Origin of the sequence: Mesorhizobium sp. DCY119, assembly GCF_003590645.1 — a bacterium.
In the GTDB taxonomy this organism is placed as follows: Bacteria; Pseudomonadota; Alphaproteobacteria; order Rhizobiales; family Rhizobiaceae; genus Mesorhizobium_M.
Map to the genome: position 1 here is coordinate 1,001,145 of NZ_CP031834.1, position 16,638 is coordinate 1,017,782.

Consider the following 16,638-nt stretch of genomic DNA (forward strand, 5'->3'; position numbering starts at 1 on the left):
GCCTCGCTACGGTGGTGGTAGGTTCGGGGCCTGGCTCAAACGGAAATCTGGGGCAGGAATGGGTGAAATCCCGAGCCGTCCTGAGACCCTGGCACCACACGCTCCAACACCGCAAATTTGATCGGTTCGTGATTGTCCCGGCCCCGTCTTCATCACAGTTGAAGCACCATCGAGGCGCATCCTTTGCCTACATCAGGAGGTAAGGACTATGCGTATGGCCTTGCTACTTTCACTGGGGCTGTTGTTGGCCCCGCTGGCGGGCTGCGTGACGGAAGACACCGGCTATTACGGACCGGGTTATGCCGCCTACGCGCCGCTGGGCTATTATGACGGCTATGACGGGTTCGCGTTCGACGGCGGAGGCCGTTGCGGTTGGCGCTGCCATCGCCTGCCACCGCCGCATCATCATGGCTCGGGGTTCCCCGGCCATCCGTTCCAGGCCTTTTCGGCGGGCGGCTTCCACAGCGTCGGCCGCATACCGATGCTGCCGGAGGCGCGCCGTTAGAACAGCGGACCGGAAGGTGCACGGCGGTCCATGCGATCGCCGCGCGGTTTTCGGAACGCGGCGAATCGGACATGCTGTGCCGACCCTGATGGAAATCGCGGATCGGCATGATCTGAATGAAAAACTGGTTTAGAAACTTGCTCGGGCGTACTCCGGTTGATCCCGAAACCCTGCGTGGGCAACAGAGTGACTGGATCAAGCAAAAGTTCGTGGAGTGGCAGGCGGCGTGGCACGATGCGTTCGACAAGGATGCGGCGCTGCGTGCGGCCGGGGAATTTGAGCGTCCCGATCCGCTTCCGAGTGAGGTTCAGACAGACTACCGGCTGATTTTCGGCATCGCTCGGGCGCAGCCCGAGACGCGACGGGTTTGCTTTGCTCTCTTTCCGAACGGAGCGGAGATGTTGCGGCGCTTCGAGAGTTACCTTGCCGGCCCCTCCACGTCGCTCACAGAAGGAGCGGCCCGCGATCTGGTGGCCGAGATTGCAAGACATATCGACAAGGCCGATCCCAACGAACAGGTTGCTTGGTCAAAGATCGAAATTGTGGACACCAACGCTCCCCATGCTCAAGAGGTTCTGGCCCGGACCGAGGCGATATCTATTCTGTTCGAGGGAAACTTGCTGAACCCTGTTCCCGAGAAGGAACTGCCCGCCATTGCCGCCCAACTGTTTCTGACTGAACCGCTCTACAGTTCAGCAGGCAATTGCTATGAGCTGCGCGACTGGGTGACCGCTGCCATGTTCGATGCGCGCCGCGACAATATCTATGAGCTGACCTACCGGCTTTGGCATGCGGGCTGGCGGCTTCATCTCGCGGAAAATGGCGTCGTTCTGGCTTGTAACCGCACGGATTGACGCCGTAGCTCTCCCGTTGAAAACGATGCTTTGCGTCTGATGCTGGCTGTGTTGCAAACCGGATTTTGCGACCATGGGTTTGGCCTGCCCGGTGTCCAAGTCAGGCCAATAAAAAAAGCCCGCTCGAAGCGGGCTTTTAAGGATCAGGGACGGTCGTCTTCGTCCTCGTCGGGGGTCTTCGACTTCAGCGCCGAAAGCTTGGCGAAGACGGCGTTGGCGTCGAGTTCCTTGTCCTCGTCGGCCACGGCTTCGATCTTCGGCTCCAGCCTTTCGGTCATGGATGCCGGCAGCAGCGTGTCGCCGGACGGTGCGGCAGCCGGGCGTCCGCTCGAGGCGCGCTGCACTTCAATGTCGAGGTCGATCTGCGAGCACAGGCCCAGCGTCACCGGGTCCATCGGCTGCAGGCTGGCGGAGTTCCAGTGCTTGCGCTCGCGGATCTGCTCGATAGTCGCCTTGGTGGTGCCGACGAGGCGAGAGATCTGCGCGTCCTTCAGCTCGGGATGGTTGCGCACCAGCCACAAAATGGCGTTGGGGCGGTCCTGGCGCTTGGACAGCGGCGTGTAGCGCGGGCCCTTGCGCTTGCTCTCGGGCACCCGCACCTTCGGCTCGGAAAGCTTCAGGCGATGGTTGCCGTCCTTCTCGCCGCGGGCGATTTCCTCGCGGGTGAGCTGGCCGGTCATGATCGGGTCCATGCCCTTGATGCCCTGCGCGGACTCGCCGTCGGCGATCGCCTTCACTTCCAGCGGGTGCAGGCCGCAGAACTGGGCGATCTGCTCGAAGGAAAGCGCTGTATTGTCGACCAGCCAGACTGCGGTCGCCTTGGGCATCAGAAGCGTGTTGGCCATCAGATAATATCCTCTCGTTCGCCCGCGTCCCTTGTGCGCGGGCGGTGGTTCAGACCACCGGAATTGGGAAATTCGAGGCGTATATAACCTTGTTCGTGGCCGGGAGCAAGAAAACTTCGCATCGGGCCGCGATGACGGTTCGTTGTCATCGAACTGTCACCTGTCCGTCATCGCAGTGAAATATCGATCGCCCAAAGCAGCATGGAACTCAGCAACCAGGAGAGGTTCATGATGCCCCGTCACTCCCGCCTTTTGATACTCACAGCGGCCCTTGCCGCGTCGGTCGCGCTGCCGGCCCATGCCGACAGTTTCTTCAACCGCGTCGCATCCTTCCCGGTCGCCTCGAACCTGCCTTCCGACATTGACCAGAAGTCGCCGACCTCGTCCGAAATCATCAAGGCGAGCGAAGACGGCAAGACACTGGTCTATTCCGACAGCCCGCTCGGCGCGGTCGGTTTCATCGACATTTCCGACGCCAAGGCGCCGAAGGCCGGCGGCATCGTCAAGATCGAGGGTGAGCCGACCTCCGTCGTCTTTGCCGGCACGAAAGTATTGGCCGGCGTCAACACGTCGGAGAGCAAGGCCAAGCCTTCGGGCAACCTCACCGTCATCGACGCCGCCACCAGGAAGATCGAAGCCACCTGCGATCTCGGCGGCCAGCCCGATTCCGTCGCCGTCAGCAAGGATGGCAAGTTCGCGGCCATCGCCATCGAGAACGAGCGCGACGAGGACCTGAATGACGGCGAGCTGCCGCAGCTTCCCGCAGGCTTCCTCAAGATCGTTTCGCTGAAGGACGGCACGCCCGACTGCGCCACCATCAAGACCGTCGAGATGACCGGCCTGTCGGAAATCGCCTCGGAAGACCCGGAGCCGGAATTCGTCGACTTCAACGACGCCAATGAAATCGCCGTCACGCTGCAGGAAAACAACCACATCGCCATCGTCAATGCCGAAACCGGCAAGGTCACGGCGCATTTCTCCGCCGGCTCGGTCGACCTCGAAGGCGTCGACACCAAGAACGACGGCGCGCTGAACTTCACCGGCAGCATGAAGGGCGTGGCCCGCGAGCCGGACGCGATCAAGTGGCTCGACAACGACCGTTTCGTCAGCGCCAATGAAGGCGACTACAAGGGCGGTTCGCGCTCCTTCACCATCTTCGACAAGACCGGCAAGGTGCTCTACGAATCCGGCCCGTCGCTCGAAATGAAGATCGCCGCCGCCGGCCATTACCCGGAAAAGCGCAACAAGAAGGGCGTCGAGCTGGAAGGCGCTGAAGTCGCCAAGTTCGGCGACACACAGTACATCTTCATCGCCAGCGAACGCGCTTCGATGATCGCCGTCTACAAGGACACCGGCGCCGAGCCGGAATTCGTCCAGCTGCTGCCCTCGGGCATCGGCCCGGAGGGTCTGGTCGCCATCCCCTCGCGCAACCTGCTCGTCACCGCCAACGAGACCGACCTGGTCGAAGACGGCGGCGTGCGCTCGCATGTCATGGTCTATGAGATGGGCGAAGGCCCGGCCGCCTATCCGATGATCGTCTCCAACACTGCCGAAGACGGCAAGCCGATCGGCTGGGGCGCTCTCTCCGGCCTCGCCGCCGACCCCAAGGAAGCCGGCAAGCTCTATGCCGTGTCGGACTCGGTCTACCGCTCGCAGCCGTCGATCTTCACCATCGATGCCACCAAGACGCCTGCCGTCATCACCGGCAAGCTGGTCGTGACCCGCGACGGCGCGCCTGCCCAGAAGCTCGACATCGAAGGCATCGCTTCCGATGGCGACGACGGTTTCTGGCTGGCCTCCGAAGGCGACGCCGCCAAGCTGACGGCGAATGCCATCTACAAGGTCAACGCCAAGGGCGAGATCAAGCAGGAGATCCCGCTTCCGGCCGAACTCATCGGCAAGGATGGCCGCTTCGGTTATGAAGGCATCACCACCATCGGCGAAGGCGACGACCTGACGCTGGTCATGGCCGTGCAGCGCGAATGGGCCGACGATCCGAAGGGTCAGGTCAAGCTGCTCGCCTATAAGCCGAAAGCCAAGGAATGGTCAGGCGTGCGCTATCCGCTCGAAAAGACCGAAAAAGGCTGGGTCGGCCTGTCGGAAATCACCGCCCATGACGGCAAGCTCTACATCATCGAGCGCGACAATCTCATCGGCACCGAAGCCAAGCTGAAGAGCATCCAGTCCGTCTCGCTCGACGCCTTCAAGCCGGCGAAGCTCGACGGCGAACTGCCGCTGGTCGAAAAAACGCTGGTGCGCGACCTCGTGCCGGACCTGAAGGCCGCCACCAATGGCTATGTCGTCGACAAGGTCGAAGGCTTCACCATCGACGCCAATGGCGACGCCTATGTCGTCACCGACAATGACGGTGTCGACGACTCGTCGGGCGAAACCCTGTTCCTCCGCCTCGGCAACATCGCTGCCATCAACTGATCGCGCGGAAATTTAGCCGGTAAACGAAACGGCCGTGGCGAAAGCTGCGGCCGTTTTGTTTTAGATTGGCTCAAAACGACAAAACCCGCCGGACAAGGTCCAGCGGGCTCGGAACCGGCGGGATGAACTATCCCAAACTGGCCGGCTCTGCTTTCAATCGACTTTAGATCGAGGTGCGGGCGATGCTTGCGATGTTGCCGCGGTTGATGCCCAGGTCGCCAAGCTGGCGATCGGTGAGACGATTCAGTTCGCGGACGGTTTCGCTGTAGCGGCGCCAGTTACGGAAAGTGCGGATCGGGTTCATGGTAGCCTCCATTGTTTCGGTAACCTATAGATGGGAATGCCCTTATCCGACTTGAACAGACGCTTTTGCATGGCGGGAATGCATTTATTGCATTGCAACATAAATCTCTGGTAACAGGTCCCGACCCTAAACTCGGTTGCGGCCATTTTTATTTGCCTTGCACCAAAGAAAGGGCGGATTAACCATTAATCGTCACAAAGAACAGTGGTTTGGACGCTGACCGCGTCTTGAGTTTGGGTGGGTGGACGTGGCGAATAGTCTTTTGCTGCTGACTGAGGCAGTGCTTTATTTCGGTGTCATGGCCTGCCTGTTTCGCCTGCGGGCCCGCGTCGGCCTCGGCCTGTTCGTCTGCGCGCTCGGCGTCATGCATTTCCTCGAGACCTATCTCGCCAGCGTCTTCTACATCGAGCTGCCCTTCGGCATGGTTTCGCCCGGCTCCACGGTGATGTTTTCCGGCAAGCTGGTGATGATCCTGCTTCTCTACATGAAGGAAGACGCCGCCACCGTCAGGCAGCCGATCTACGGCCTTCTCGTCGGCAATTTCCTGATGGTCGGTCTCGGCCTCATCCTGCGCCAGCATCAGGTGGTCGATCTCCCCAACGGGCAGTCGCCCGACATCGGTTTCCTCGACGAGATGGGCTGGCTGATGGTCTGGGGCACGACGCTGCTCTATATCGACGCCATCGCCATCATCCTTCTTTACGAGCGGCTCGGGCGCAGCCTCGGCCAGCATCTGTTCGCGCGCATCGCCGCCAGCGTCTGCCTCGTGCTCACCTTCGACCAGATCGGCTTCTATTCAGTGCTGCACATCGTCACCGGCGCGCCGCCCTCGGTGCTGCTCGGCGGCTGGATCGCCAAGATGTGCGCCGGCCTCGTCTTCAGCGCCATGACGGTCGGCTATCTGCGCTGGTTCGAGCGGCCCAGCCTGCGGCCGCAGCGCGGCCTCACCGACGTCTTCGAGACGCTGACCTATCGCGAGCGCTACGAAAAGCTCGTCGAGTTCGCCGGCCGTGACAGCCTCACCGGCCTTCTTCACCGCGGCCGCTTCGAGACCATGGGCGAGCAGGCGGTGACGGTAAGCGTCAAGACCGGTACGCCACTGACGCTGCTGATCGTCGATGTCGACCACTTCAAATCCATCAATGACCGCTTCGGCCATGCCGAGGGCGACCGCGTGCTGAAATGGATCGCCGAGAACCTGACGGTTGCGGTGCGCGCGCAGGATCATGTCTTCCGAATCGGCGGCGAGGAATTCGCCATCCTGTGCCCGCTGCCGCACAATGTCGCCCGTCTGCTCGGCGAAAACATCCGCCAGTCGATCCGCGCTGCGAGCGAAACAGGTCCCGTCAGCCTCACCGTCAGCATCGGGGTTGCCACGGTCGACGTTGCCAGGGCGAGCCTCGCCGAACTCTTCGCGGCAGCCGACAAGCGCCTCTACATGGCCAAGGATGCCGGCCGCGACCGGGTGATGGGCGATGTTGCCGAAGAGGCAGCGCCGTCTGGGGCGGCGCGTGCGCCTTCGGCCGGGTCTGCGGCGGGGTAGGGGTGTCATTTTCGCGCTCTGCGCATATCCCCCCTCTCCGTCGCGCTTCGCGCGCCACCTCTCCCCCATTTCATGGGGGCGAGGAATCCAGGTCCTGAAGCGTCGTGGCCTAACAGAATCCAGGTTCCTCGCCCCATGAAATGGGGAGAGGTGGCTCGGCGAAGCCGAGACGGAGAGGGGGCCTTAGTCCAAACCAAAACGGCCGCGATTTTCATCGCGGCCGTTTGCATGTCTTCTGCCGATCTACGCCGACAGGTTCTTGATCAGCGGCAGCTTGCGGATGGTCTTGCCGGTGGCTGCGCGCAGCGCATTGCCGACGGCCGGGCCGATCGGCGGTACGCCGGGTTCGCCGACGCCGGTCGGCGGCTCAGTCGAGGGCACGATGTGCACCTCGATGCGCGGCATCTGGTCGATGCGCAGCGGCGTGTAGGTGTCGTAGTTCTCCTGGTCGACCACGCCACCCGTCAGCGTCAGCTCTTCCTGCAGGATCGCACCGAGCCCGAAGCCGATGCCGCCTTCCATCTGGGCGCGGATCTGGTCCGGGTTGATCGCGGTGCCGCAATCGACCGCGCAGACGACGCGGTCGACGGTGAAGTCGCTGCCGCCCTTGTAGGTGATCTCGACCACCTCGGCGACGAAGGTCGAGAAGCTTTCATGCAGCGCCACGCCACGGAAGCGGCCTTCCGGCAGTGGCTTGTCCCACTCGGCCTTCTCTGCCGCCAGCTTCAGCACGGCGGCATGGCGCGGATGATCGCCCAGCATCGACAGGCGGAACTCGACCGGGTCGCGGTTGGCGGCGGCGGCGAGTTCGTCGATGAAGGTTTCCATGACATAGGCCGTGTGGGTCGAGCCGACCGAACGCCACCACAGGACGGGGATGTTCACGTCCGTCGTCGTCAGCTCGACCTTCATGTTCGGGATCGCGTAGGGCAGGTTCGATGCGCCCTCGACCGAGGTGGCGTCGACGCCGTCCTTGATCATCGCGGCCATGGGCGAGCCACCCAGGATCGACTGGCCGACGATGTGGTCCTGCAGGGCGACGATCTTGCCGTCCTTGTCGAGCCCGGCCTTGATCGCATGGACATAGGCCGGACGATAGCGCCCGCCACGCATGTCGTTTTCGCGCGTCCACTGCACCTTCACCGGCTTGCCGGGGCCGAGCGCCTTTGCGGTTGCCACAGCCTCGACCACCAGGTCGGCGTCCGATACCGCGCGGCGGCCGAAGCTGCCACCGGTCTTCATCACATGCAGCTTCACCTTGTCGGGCGTCGTGCCGCCGACCTGCGCTGCGGCAGCCTGATAGATGTCGGGCATCTGGTGGCCGCCCCAGACATCGATGGTGCCGTCCTCGTTGACGCGGGCGACTGCGTTGAGCGGCTCGATCGAGGCATGGACGAGATAGGGGAACTCGTAATGCCCCTCGATCACCTTGGCTGCACTTGCCAATGCGCCTGCCGCGTCGCCGTCATTGCGGGCGGTGGCTTTTCCCGGGCCGTCGGCTGTCTTGTTGTACTCGGCCATGATCTCTGCGGTGCCGCGGTTCTCGGCCTTGGCCTCGTTCCACTTCACCTCGACCAGATCGCGGCCCTTCATCGCCGTCCACATATTGGTGCCGACCACGGCGATGCCGCGCGGCGTCTGCACCACATCAACAACGCCGTCGAGCGCCTTGGCCTTGGCGGCGTCGAAGCTCTCGACCTCGGCGCCGAATTTCGGCGGATGGATCATCACGGCCGTCACCAGCCCGTCCATCTTCAGGTCGATCGTGTAGGTCTGCGTGCCGTTGGTCTTGCCGTGCGAGTCGTAGCGCTTGAGGCTGTCGGAGCCGATCTGGGTCCATTTTTCACGCGGCTTCAGTTCGACGTTGTCCGGGACGGGCAAGGCGCTTGCTGCCTGCGCCAGTTCGCCGAAGGTGGCGCGCTTGTCGGTGCCATGCGAGACGACACCGCCGGCAACCGTGATTTCACCTGCCGGCACGCTCCAGTTCTTGGCGGCGGCAGCCACCAGCATGGTCCGCGCCGCAGCACCCGCCTTGCGGTAGCGCTCCCATGACGAGGTCATGGAGGTGGAGCCGCCGGTGCCCTGCATGAACCCGCCCCAGGCGAGGTTGCCGTAGAGCGCGGTATTGCCGGCGCCGCCGATGACATCGACCTGCGCCCAGTCACCGTCAAGCTCTTCCATCACCAGCGTGGCGATGCCGAAATAGGAGCCTTGCCCCATCTCGAACTGCGAGGAGTGGATGATGATCTTGTTGTCGGGCGTGACCTCGACATAGGCCTGGAACGGGTTGGCCGCTGCTGCGGCAGGAGCCGATTGCGCGAGTGCAGGATCGGCAGCGATCAGCCGGTAGCCGACGGCGAGACCGGCGGCTGCCGCAGTGCCGATGAGGAACTGACGGCGTGTCGGCTGCACGGCTTCTTTCTTCATACGAAATTGCAACATGGTCATGCCTCCAGCCGGTGCGCGGCTTCGTGGATCGCGGCGCGGATGCGGTGATAGGTGGCGCAACGGCAGAGATTGCCGCTCATCGCCGAATCGATGTCGTCGTCGGTGGGTTTCGGCGTCTCGGCCAGAAGGGCGGTTGCCGACATGATCTGGCCGGACTGGCAGTAGCCGCATTGGGGCACGTCCATCTCGGCCCACACGGCCTGCACCGTCTCGCCGACCTTGCCGGAAACGCCTTCGATCGTGGTGATCGAGGCGCCTTCGATGTCGCTGACGCTGGTCTGGCACGAGCGCGTCGCCGTACCGTCGATATGGACCGTGCAGGCGCCGCATTGGGCCATGCCGCAGCCGAATTTTGTTCCCGTCAGCCCGATGACGTCGCGGATCGCCCAGAGCAGAGGCATGTCCGGATCGACGTCGAGCGTTTTGGCCTCGCCATTGAGTGTGAAAGCGACCATGGCTTGCTCTCCTTGTGTTCTGAGCTGGCTAGCGCGTCGCACCTACGCCGGCAGAAAACCGGGCGTTATTCGAATTAGGCGCAACGCTCACATTATGACTGTGCCGGCATGGCAACAAGCGCCGAGCGCCCCAATCGCGAGATCGTGAAGCGAGGCGTCAAGGGACACGAAAAATGTGATCAGTGTTGGCCGGAGCCGGTGCGCTATTGCCCGTTCACCAGGCGCAGGATGAGCTGGTGGACATTGCCGCCATCGCTCATTTCGACGCGGTCGAAATCGCGGCTGTGCTGACGCTGCGCCTGTGAAGCCGCCGCCAGCAGCTTCGTCAGCTCGACCCTGATCTTCTTGCAGCCGGGGTCGTCGGGTGCGGAAAAACCGACGCTGAAGCCGACGATCTCCGTCACCATGTCCTTGATGCGCTGGCCATGCACCAGCTCGTGCCTGCGCAGGCCCTCGGCGAAGGCGTCCCAATGCTCCTTCATGGGGCTTACGAGCTTTGCGGCCGGTTTGGGCAAGGTGTAGGTGATCACGAGATTGGGCTGCGCCGAGGCGAGCATGCAGCTGCCGTCGCTTTGCGGGCGGTAATCCCGACGCCAGGTCAGCTTGAAATTGGTGAGGGCAATGGTGCGTCCGACGCTGACCTTCGGGCCGTTCTGGCCGATGGATTCATAGAGCTCGGGCCCGGTCTTGCCCGTGACGGCGTAGGTCTGCACCTTTTCCACCGCCCGCCACTCCGCGTGGGCAACCACCGGCGCCGACAGGACGCAGGCCACCGACAGCCAGAACCGGACACTTGTCTTCACGCGAATCCCCGCAGCCGAACTTCGTTGGCGTCAGGCCTAACATATTGGGAATTGCGGGCAACAGCCTCATTCCGGCCGGCAAGGTCGCGATGACAGCTTCGGCCGGCTGAGACGGAAGACTATCTGAGATCGGCGGACGTCAATATATGCCGGTTCTTGCGATCGCGGGCATAGGCCTTCTGTGCGGCCTCATAAACGGAGGTGCGGGCCTCGTCGAAAGCCGCAAGAAGCTCTCTTTCGGTCGCCGCTGCCGTTGGCGGGAAAAATGCGCCTGCTTCCATGAAAAAGGAAATCTCGGCCATGCCGTCATAGCCGCTGAAGCGGATGCGCCGGGCGGCGTCGTCATAGCTCCGGCTGCGGTTGGGGAATTGCAATGCCATGGCAATGAACCCTAAAGTAATCGGCTGTTTTCAACGAGCTGACGCATGCGCCGCAGCGTGCCGTCGCTGTCGGCTCTCTTGCGTCTGGCTGCCGCGTCCTTTTCGTAACGCTTCCACTGCTCGGCCGACATTCGCTGTCCCGCCTCCGGCAGTTTCGTCAGAAACCTCGTCTTCATGACGGGCATCTTCACGACAGGTATCGCGTTCACATCAGGCATCGTTGTCTTTCTTTCGTTAAGGCGAAGCAGTCGAAGGGATCGGACTTTCGCGAGGCTCACATCTTGTGCGGCTTGCGCATGAGATCGCTGGTGGCAGCCTTGACCTGTGAGCCGGGTGCCGTTTCCACCTTCGCCGTCACTTTTTCCTTCTTGGGCTTCCTGGCTTCGCGATTACTGCGTTGTTGTTTCGCCATGGCGAAAATCTCCTTTCATTGCACGGGCTCCTGCGAAACCGGAGCGGCTTCGCATGCCTCGATGCTGTCTTCCGTCGTCACGCGCTCATAACGCTCTTCGTCGTTGCGAATGCGGTATTGAGGCGAATTGTTTCTCTCCGGCAGGGTGCCGGTGATGCGGTAGACTTCCTCGGTCGTCGGTGACAGGCCAAACCTGCCCTTGAGGCGGACCAACTGGTCGACGGCGAAACGATGGTCAGACATGTCCGTGCCCGTTCTTTGTCAGCCGCATGCCAAGCGCATGCGGGGTAGCGAGCAGGTTTGTTCCTTGTCCTGGCGCAATGCAGCGTCGAATTCGCCGGGATCGATCGAAAGCCAAGCGGCCGGCCGAGGATATCGCCGGCTGACCCCGCAGCGCGAAAGGCGCCGAGAAGTGCACGATTGAATGCCTGGTGCGTGTCGAGGCCATTGGTCTGCCCTCGCAAAGAAAAACCCGCGCGGCGATCGTTATCGCCGGCTTACATCTATCGGAAATCTGGAAGAGATTGGCGCGCCGAAGATCTTTGCGCCCGCAAAAGCCGAACCTGGCCCAAAAAAACGATATAATTTTCTTAGTTGTCAATTGAGGTTTAATTGCGGCTTTACATGTTTGAATTTGATTTCGACTTTTTTGGATTTAAAAATATTTGTGAGTTTTCCATCAATATTTGACGGGAATATCACAAAACGAGCTTTTCGTCGGGTGGAAAAGTTTCCTGCGTTTCGGGGTGTTTTCGTTGATTTTTAGCCGACTGCGCCGGCCATCACTTTGAAAATGTTCCGGTTTCTTTGGGGCGTTTTGCCGGCTGGAAGAATCTTTTTCCCCACCCCAAACGACGCCCGCATAATCTTCGCGTCGCCCTCACGGGAACACGGGTCATGAACCGGATGAGCGTGGAGGGGACGGCGTCCGGGCTGGTGGCACTGCGGTGGTGCTGCTGGGTGATGAACCCCTAAGCCCGGGTCTTGAGCTACGGCTGGCCACGCGAATGTGGAGGCGACTGAGCGGGACAAGAGCGTCGGCGGGCGCATGGCAAGCGTCACATAAAACTAAAAAGACAGGCGCAAGCCATGCGTCCGCTTTCCCACTTCATCCCGGCCTCGTTCGAGGCGCGGGCGTGTTCAACCATGTCTGGAGTTTCCCAACGGAGGATTTTTCGCATGACCGAATTTCCCAACATGCATCGCCGCGCCGCGCGCAAGAGGGCCGAGACTCGTCCAGCCGTCATGATCGATGGCAAGCCAGCGCCGAAACCGCTGTCCGATGGGCTGGTGCTTGCCTGGAGCATTGCTGCTTCGCTGGAGGGTGCGCATTTCCGCTGCCAGCGGCGTGAGTGCCGCATCGCCGGGCGCTGCTGCTCGGCTTCAGGGGTGAGCAAGGGTGCGCTGTGCGATGTGCCTTTGCCGGCCAGCGCCGACAATCTGGTGATCGGTATGATCCTCTTCGCGCACAGGCTGGCGAGCGGGAAGCGGTGAGGAGCGCCGGCGTCTTCTCCCCCCTCGAGGGGGAGATGGCGCAAAGCGCCAGAGGGGGTCGTTCATGCAGCACTCGGCGCAAAGGAAGGTCGAGCACTGCCGCAGCGACCCCACCCGGCCCTACGCTTACGCTTCGGGCGTTCGTCGCTTCAATCGACAAATCGTTGTCGATTGATCGCCTTTGGCGACCGCTTCTCACCTCCTCAAGGGGGAGGGGACGCAGCGCTACCCCACATCCAGCACGATCTTGCCGATATGCTCGCCTTCCTCCATGCGCTCGTGAGCGCGCCAGGCGTCGGTCAGGGGGAATATCATGTCCATCACCGGGGCAACGCGGCGGCTGGCGAGAAGCGGCCAGACCTGCGCTTCCAGCCCGGCGGCGATCTGCGCCTTCACCTCGATCGGACGGGGCCGCATGGTCGAGCCGGTATGGGTAAGCCGCTTGACCATCAGCTTGGAGAAGTCGGTGCTTGCCACCGCACCACCCTGCGTGGCGATCTGGACGATACGGCCTTCGATCGCCGCTGCACTGTAATTGCGGGCGACGTAATCGCCGCCGACCATGTCGAGGATGACGTTTGCGCCGCGCCCTTCGGTAGCTTCCTTGACCGCCTCAACGAAATCCTCCTCGCGGTAGTTCACCGCGCGGTCGGCGCCGAGCTTCAGGCAGGCTTCGCATTTCTCGGCACTGCCGGCGGTGGTGATGACATAGGCGCCGAAGGCCGAGGCAAGCTGGATCGCCGTCGTGCCGATGCCCGAGGAGCCGCCATGCACCAGCAGCGTCTCGCCGGCCTTCAGCCCGCCGCGCTCGAACACATTGTGCCAGACCGTGAAGAAGGTTTCGGGCAGGGCGGCTGCTTCCGAGAAGGTGAAGCCGGCCGGCACCGGCAGTGTGTTGGTTTCGTGAACCTTGGCGTATTCGGCATAGCCGCCGCCGGGCGTCAGCGCGCAGACCCTGTCGCCGACGCGCCAGCGCGTCACGCCCTCGCCAAGGGCTGCCACTTCGCCCGCCACTTCGAGGCCGGGAAGGTCGGAGGCGCCGGGCGGCGGTGGATAGGCGCCCTTGCGCTGCTGCACGTCGGGCCGGTTGACGCCGGCGGCCTTGACGCGGATCAGGATCTCGCCGGCTTCCGGCTTGGGCACGTCGCGCCTTTCGGCCTTCAGCACCAGCGGGCCGCCGGGCGTCGAAATCGCCACTGCCGTCATCTTGTCCGGAATTGCCGCCTTGCTTGCCATTTTTATCTCCCTTCCCACTGGTGTGGTGTCGGCCTACGTTCTTGCCCGTCCTTATGGAGCGTGTCGCCGCGACAGGCAAACAGCGATCGGGCAGCGAAAGGCTTCCAATTCGTCACGACTGCCCTAAGCTCTTGTTCCGACGTCCTATCCCGCCGGCAAAATCCGGGCTTTCGGGATCGGACAACAAGGAGACGAGACCATGGCGATCTTCGAGGACGAGCCGAAAATACCCGCAAGCGCCCATGTCATCGGGCAGGATCTTTCGCTGCTGTCGGTGTCGGAACTGTCAGAGCGAATCAGTCTGCTCCAGGCCGAGATCGTGCGGCTGGAGGCCGAACTGAAGACGAAGGACGCCACCAAGAATGCAGCGGAGGCGCTGTTTCGGCTGAAATAGTCGAAAGATGTCGTAAGCGCGCCGTCGAAAAACCCGATTATCGGTATTTTCAGGCAGCGGAAACCAAAGCCGGGGAGACGCATGTTCGCAGCCTACAGACCGATTCTCTCGCTCCTGCGCGGCACGGCCTTTCTGCTGGCGGCCTCGGGACTTCACGGTCTGCTCCTGCCATTGCGCGGGCAGGAAGAAGGTTTTTCGACCGCTGCCCTCGGCCTGATGGGCACTGCCTGGGCTGGCGGTTTCGTCGCCGGCTGCTTCTTTGCGCCGCGGCTTGTGCGGCGGGCCGGGCATGTGCGGGCCTTCGGGGCGTTCGCCGCTTCGGGCGCGATCGTTGCGCTGCTCACCGGGCTGATGATCGACGAATATATCTGGATCCTGCTGCGCGCCTTCACCGGCTTCACCATGGCCGGCGCCTTCATGGTCATCGAAAGCTGGCTCAACGAAAAAGCCACCAACGAGAATCGCGGCACCGTCTTCGGCCTCTATATGATGGTCACCTACGCCTCGATCATGGCCGGCCAGATGATCGTCGCCTTTGGCGACGTCAAATCGGCCTCGCTGTTCATGGTCGCCGGCATCTTCTTCTGCCTGTCGCTGATCCCGACCGCGGTCTCGACCGCCTCGACGCCGCTGCCCTTGCAGGACGTGTCGCTCGACCTGAAGGGACTTTACGCCAATTCGCCGGTGTCCTGCGTCGGCTGTTTTCTCACCGGCGTCGCCAACGGCGCCTGGGGTACGCTGGGTGCCGTCTATGGCGCGCGCATCGGCATTTCCACGCCCGAGATCGCGCTGATGATGAGCCTTGTCGTGGTTGCCGGGGCGGCCATGCAGCTGCCGATGGGCCGCATCTCCGACAGAACCGACCGCCGTTTCGTGCTGGCAGCAGCCGCATTCATTTCTGCGATCGTCGGCGTGCTGACCTTCCTCACCGGCCCCCGCACGGGCGTGCTGGTCATCACCATGACGGCCGCCTATGGCGCGTTTGCCTACACGCTCTATTCGCTGGCGGTCGCGCATGCCAACGACCACGCCCGCCCGGAGGATTTCGTAAAAGTGTCGGGCGGGCTTCTGCTGCTTTACGGCTTCGGCACGATGATCGGCCCGATCATCGGTGCGGCGCTGATGGGCTATCTCAGCCCGGAAAGCCTGTTCCTGGCCACAGCGCTCGCGCATTTCTCGCTCGCCGGCTACACGCTGCTGCGCATCAGCCGCCGCGCGCCGGTGCCGGTGGAGGATCGCGAGGCCTTCAAGACGCTGCCGTCCGAGCGCGGCGTGACCCCGGAAGCCGGCCGGCTCGACCCGCGCACGCCGCCAGAACCGGCGGAATAACAAGGCGGTTGAGATTGGCGGCAGATTGCCGCACAAATAGGGAATGATCCTTTCCGATGCGTTCCTGGCCATTGCGGATCCCAACCGGCGCCACCTCCTGGAGGAGTTGCGGCGCGGTCCCAAGACGGTCGGCGAACTGGCGTCCGGATTGCCCGTCTCCCGCCCCGCCGTCTCCCAGCATCTGAAGGTCCTGCTCGACGCCGGCCTGGTCAACGCAACGGCCGAAGGCACCAGGCGGGTCTATGCCGTCAGCGCCGGCGGCTTCCTCCAGCTTAATGTCTGGCTCGATCAGTTCTGGGAAGCCTGACCGGCAACGCCGTCGCGTCGGCCTGTGAATAACAGGTTGTGAATAGCGGGGAAATCTCAGCCTGAATCAGGATCGGACCGAATGCATGAAGCGGCTTTCGGAGGCTCCAAACAAACAGAGCGGCCGTGCTTCCATCTGGTCGCAGGCCGCTCCGTATTTCTGACAGGGATAAAAAAACCTACTGACCCGGCGGCTAACCGCGCCGCCGGCGGAAGAACGCGCAAAGTGCGCGTCTATGCAAAACTGATTTTAGTGGGTGGTCGGGTTTGCCTTCAGTTTTTCAATCTCGTCCTTGAGTGCCAGCTTGCGCCGCTTCAGATTCACGATTTCGAGGTCGTCCACCGATGGATGGTTCAGCGCTGTGTCGATTTCGCGCTCGATGTCGCCGTGCTTCCGCTGCAACTCTTCAAGATGGTTGGCAAGAGACATGATTGGAGCTCCCTTTCATGGTTTCCTCGATTGCGCGCCACAGACGGTTCCTCCGCAGGTCCCGTACTGTGACGGCACGATGACAGTCTGCCACCAGATGACCGGGATGTCGAATGTGGCGTGGTAGCATTTCCTGAAAGATTGAAATGTGGTATGGGCTTCGCGCCGGGGGGAATTCCACGTCCGGCCTTGCCTCTGGGTGCTTTCGGGCACCCGAAATTTTGCAGACGGTGGACATGTCAGATCAGGAACAGACCGAGATTCGTCTCGAGTTTGCAAAGCTAAAGCAGGAGCACGCCGATTTCGACGCGGCGATCAACGCGATGATTGCGATGGCTTGTGATCCGCTGCAAATTCAGCGCATGAAAAAGAAGAAGCTGCTGCTGAAAGACCGGCTGTCGAAGCTGGAAGATAAAATGATTCCGGACATCATCGCCTAGCGGCAGCGCAGCCGCTTCTCGTCGCAA

Annotated in this window: 20 protein-coding genes; 9 read left to right on the forward strand and 11 right to left on the reverse strand. The window is 62.3% G+C overall.

Features of this window, described 5'->3' with window-relative positions; translation table 11 throughout:
• The first annotated feature begins 208 nt into the window (after positions 1-208).
• Positions 209-505 (forward strand): hypothetical protein, encoded by a 297-nt coding sequence (locus DZG07_RS04745; RefSeq protein ID WP_133304724.1) that lies wholly within the window; start codon positions 209-211, stop codon positions 503-505.
• 116 nt (positions 506-621) lie between these two features.
• Positions 622-1,359, forward strand: coding sequence for a hypothetical protein (locus DZG07_RS04750; protein ID WP_133304725.1), 738 nt, complete (start codon positions 622-624; stop codon positions 1,357-1,359).
• Between the two features lie 143 nt (positions 1,360-1,502).
• On the opposite strand, the gene DZG07_RS04755 is transcribed toward DZG07_RS04750, so the two are convergent.
• A complete protein-coding gene (locus tag DZG07_RS04755; protein WP_091909349.1) occupies positions 1,503-2,204 on the reverse strand; it encodes a DUF1013 domain-containing protein in 702 nt (233 codons plus the stop codon).
• Between the two features lie 231 nt (positions 2,205-2,435).
• Here DZG07_RS04755 and DZG07_RS04760 point away from each other — a divergent pair, with 231 nt between their 5' ends.
• Positions 2,436-4,637 carry an esterase-like activity of phytase family protein gene (locus tag DZG07_RS04760; RefSeq protein ID WP_119821406.1) on the forward strand — a complete coding sequence of 734 codons (2,202 nt, stop codon included), beginning with the start codon at positions 2,436-2,438 and terminating at the stop codon, positions 4,635-4,637.
• Positions 4,638-4,800: 163 nt separating this feature from the next.
• Here DZG07_RS04760 and DZG07_RS04765 read toward each other — a convergent pair whose 3' ends face one another.
• Positions 4,801-4,941, reverse strand: a complete 141-nt coding sequence (locus DZG07_RS04765; RefSeq protein ID WP_091909351.1) for a DUF1127 domain-containing protein — start codon at positions 4,939-4,941, stop codon at positions 4,801-4,803.
• Between the two features lie 247 nt (positions 4,942-5,188).
• On the opposite strand from DZG07_RS04765, the gene DZG07_RS04770 reads away from it, so the two are divergent.
• Positions 5,189-6,484, forward strand: a complete 1,296-nt coding sequence (locus tag DZG07_RS04770) for a GGDEF domain-containing protein (RefSeq protein WP_245429582.1) — start codon at positions 5,189-5,191, stop codon at positions 6,482-6,484.
• Positions 6,485-6,727: 243 nt separating this feature from the next.
• Here the strand turns inward: DZG07_RS04770 and DZG07_RS04775 are convergent, their stop codons facing one another.
• From DZG07_RS04775 to DZG07_RS04800, 7 genes are all read right to left on the reverse strand, one after another.
• Complete coding sequence (locus tag DZG07_RS04775) at positions 6,728-8,926, reverse strand: xanthine dehydrogenase family protein molybdopterin-binding subunit (protein ID WP_119821410.1); 2,199 nt, start codon at positions 8,924-8,926, stop codon at positions 6,728-6,730.
• Positions 8,927-8,928: 2 nt separating this feature from the next.
• A complete protein-coding gene (locus DZG07_RS04780) occupies positions 8,929-9,387 on the reverse strand; it encodes a (2Fe-2S)-binding protein (RefSeq protein ID WP_091909358.1) in 459 nt (152 codons plus the stop codon).
• 203 nt (positions 9,388-9,590) lie between these two features.
• On the reverse strand, positions 9,591-10,190 hold the full coding sequence (locus DZG07_RS04785) for a DUF922 domain-containing protein (RefSeq protein ID WP_245429583.1): 600 nt from the start codon (positions 10,188-10,190) through the stop codon (positions 9,591-9,593).
• A gap of 119 nt (positions 10,191-10,309) precedes the next feature.
• Positions 10,310-10,570 (reverse strand): DUF1488 family protein, encoded by a 261-nt coding sequence (locus tag DZG07_RS04790; RefSeq protein ID WP_119814728.1) that lies wholly within the window; start codon positions 10,568-10,570, stop codon positions 10,310-10,312.
• 11 nt (positions 10,571-10,581) lie between these two features.
• Entirely contained in the window at positions 10,582-10,788 is a 207-nt protein-coding gene (locus tag DZG07_RS04795) for a hypothetical protein (protein ID WP_091909367.1), read from the reverse strand.
• A 56-nt stretch (positions 10,789-10,844) separates the two neighbouring features.
• Positions 10,845-10,982 carry a hypothetical protein gene (locus DZG07_RS23730; protein ID WP_162931549.1) on the reverse strand — a complete coding sequence of 46 codons (138 nt, stop codon included), beginning with the start codon at positions 10,980-10,982 and terminating at the stop codon, positions 10,845-10,847.
• Between the two features lie 15 nt (positions 10,983-10,997).
• Positions 10,998-11,225 carry a hypothetical protein gene (locus tag DZG07_RS04800; RefSeq protein ID WP_162931550.1) on the reverse strand — a complete coding sequence of 76 codons (228 nt, stop codon included), beginning with the start codon at positions 11,223-11,225 and terminating at the stop codon, positions 10,998-11,000.
• A gap of 936 nt (positions 11,226-12,161) precedes the next feature.
• On the opposite strand from DZG07_RS04800, the gene DZG07_RS04805 reads away from it, so the two are divergent.
• On the forward strand, positions 12,162-12,476 hold the full coding sequence (locus DZG07_RS04805) for a hypothetical protein (protein ID WP_119814731.1): 315 nt from the start codon (positions 12,162-12,164) through the stop codon (positions 12,474-12,476).
• Between the two features lie 225 nt (positions 12,477-12,701).
• Here the strand turns inward: DZG07_RS04805 and DZG07_RS04810 are convergent, their stop codons facing one another.
• The gene (locus DZG07_RS04810; protein ID WP_119814734.1) at positions 12,702-13,712 is read right to left on the reverse strand and encodes an NAD(P)H-quinone oxidoreductase; all 1,011 of its coding nucleotides are present in this window, start codon (positions 13,710-13,712) and stop codon (positions 12,702-12,704) included.
• A gap of 199 nt (positions 13,713-13,911) precedes the next feature.
• Between DZG07_RS04810 and DZG07_RS04815 the strand changes: the two genes are divergently transcribed.
• From DZG07_RS04815 to DZG07_RS04825, 3 genes are all read left to right on the forward strand, one after another.
• The gene (locus tag DZG07_RS04815) at positions 13,912-14,106 is read left to right on the forward strand and encodes a DUF1192 family protein (RefSeq protein ID WP_091909376.1); all 195 of its coding nucleotides are present in this window, start codon (positions 13,912-13,914) and stop codon (positions 14,104-14,106) included.
• 81 nt (positions 14,107-14,187) lie between these two features.
• Complete coding sequence (locus tag DZG07_RS04820; protein WP_091909379.1) at positions 14,188-15,435, forward strand: MFS transporter; 1,248 nt, start codon at positions 14,188-14,190, stop codon at positions 15,433-15,435.
• A gap of 43 nt (positions 15,436-15,478) precedes the next feature.
• Positions 15,479-15,742, forward strand: a complete 264-nt coding sequence (locus DZG07_RS04825; protein ID WP_091909381.1) for a metalloregulator ArsR/SmtB family transcription factor — start codon at positions 15,479-15,481, stop codon at positions 15,740-15,742.
• 249 nt (positions 15,743-15,991) lie between these two features.
• Here the strand turns inward: DZG07_RS04825 and DZG07_RS04830 are convergent, their stop codons facing one another.
• Positions 15,992-16,171, reverse strand: a complete 180-nt coding sequence (locus tag DZG07_RS04830; RefSeq protein WP_091909384.1) for a YdcH family protein — start codon at positions 16,169-16,171, stop codon at positions 15,992-15,994.
• Between the two features lie 236 nt (positions 16,172-16,407).
• Here DZG07_RS04830 and DZG07_RS04835 point away from each other — a divergent pair, with 236 nt between their 5' ends.
• A complete protein-coding gene (locus DZG07_RS04835; RefSeq protein WP_091909387.1) occupies positions 16,408-16,611 on the forward strand; it encodes a DUF465 domain-containing protein in 204 nt (67 codons plus the stop codon).
• Positions 16,612-16,638 lie beyond the last annotated feature (27 nt).

Bases quoted from the DNA above. Each gene is read 5' to 3' on its own strand.
- DZG07_RS04745 (WP_133304724.1), top strand. From the start codon at position 209: ATGCGTATGGCCTTGCTACTTTCACTGGGGCTGTTGTTGGCCCCGCTG.
- DZG07_RS04790 (WP_119814728.1), bottom strand. From the start codon at position 10,570: ATGGCATTGCAATTCCCCAACCGCAGCCGGAGCTATGACGACGCCGCC.
- DZG07_RS04750 (WP_133304725.1), top strand. From the start codon at position 622: ATGAAAAACTGGTTTAGAAACTTGCTCGGGCGTACTCCGGTTGATCCC.
- DZG07_RS04795 (WP_091909367.1), bottom strand. From the start codon at position 10,788: ATGCCTGATGTGAACGCGATACCTGTCGTGAAGATGCCCGTCATGAAG.
- DZG07_RS04760 (WP_119821406.1), top strand. From the start codon at position 2,436: ATGCCCCGTCACTCCCGCCTTTTGATACTCACAGCGGCCCTTGCCGCG.
- DZG07_RS04805 (WP_119814731.1), top strand. From the start codon at position 12,162: ATGACCGAATTTCCCAACATGCATCGCCGCGCCGCGCGCAAGAGGGCC.
- DZG07_RS04800 (WP_162931550.1), bottom strand. From the start codon at position 11,225: ATGTCTGACCATCGTTTCGCCGTCGACCAGTTGGTCCGCCTCAAGGGC.
- DZG07_RS04830 (WP_091909384.1), bottom strand. From the start codon at position 16,171: ATGTCTCTTGCCAACCATCTTGAAGAGTTGCAGCGGAAGCACGGCGAC.
- DZG07_RS04780 (WP_091909358.1), bottom strand. From the start codon at position 9,387: ATGGTCGCTTTCACACTCAATGGCGAGGCCAAAACGCTCGACGTCGAT.
- DZG07_RS04775 (WP_119821410.1), bottom strand. From the start codon at position 8,926: ATGTTGCAATTTCGTATGAAGAAAGAAGCCGTGCAGCCGACACGCCGT.
- DZG07_RS23730 (WP_162931549.1), bottom strand. From the start codon at position 10,982: ATGGCGAAACAACAACGCAGTAATCGCGAAGCCAGGAAGCCCAAGAAG.
- DZG07_RS04755 (WP_091909349.1), bottom strand. From the start codon at position 2,204: ATGGCCAACACGCTTCTGATGCCCAAGGCGACCGCAGTCTGGCTGGTC.
- DZG07_RS04815 (WP_091909376.1), top strand. From the start codon at position 13,912: ATGGCGATCTTCGAGGACGAGCCGAAAATACCCGCAAGCGCCCATGTC.
- DZG07_RS04810 (WP_119814734.1), bottom strand. From the start codon at position 13,712: ATGGCAAGCAAGGCGGCAATTCCGGACAAGATGACGGCAGTGGCGATT.
- DZG07_RS04820 (WP_091909379.1), top strand. From the start codon at position 14,188: ATGTTCGCAGCCTACAGACCGATTCTCTCGCTCCTGCGCGGCACGGCC.
- DZG07_RS04825 (WP_091909381.1), top strand. From the start codon at position 15,479: ATGATCCTTTCCGATGCGTTCCTGGCCATTGCGGATCCCAACCGGCGC.
- DZG07_RS04765 (WP_091909351.1), bottom strand. From the start codon at position 4,941: ATGAACCCGATCCGCACTTTCCGTAACTGGCGCCGCTACAGCGAAACC.
- DZG07_RS04835 (WP_091909387.1), top strand. From the start codon at position 16,408: ATGTCAGATCAGGAACAGACCGAGATTCGTCTCGAGTTTGCAAAGCTA.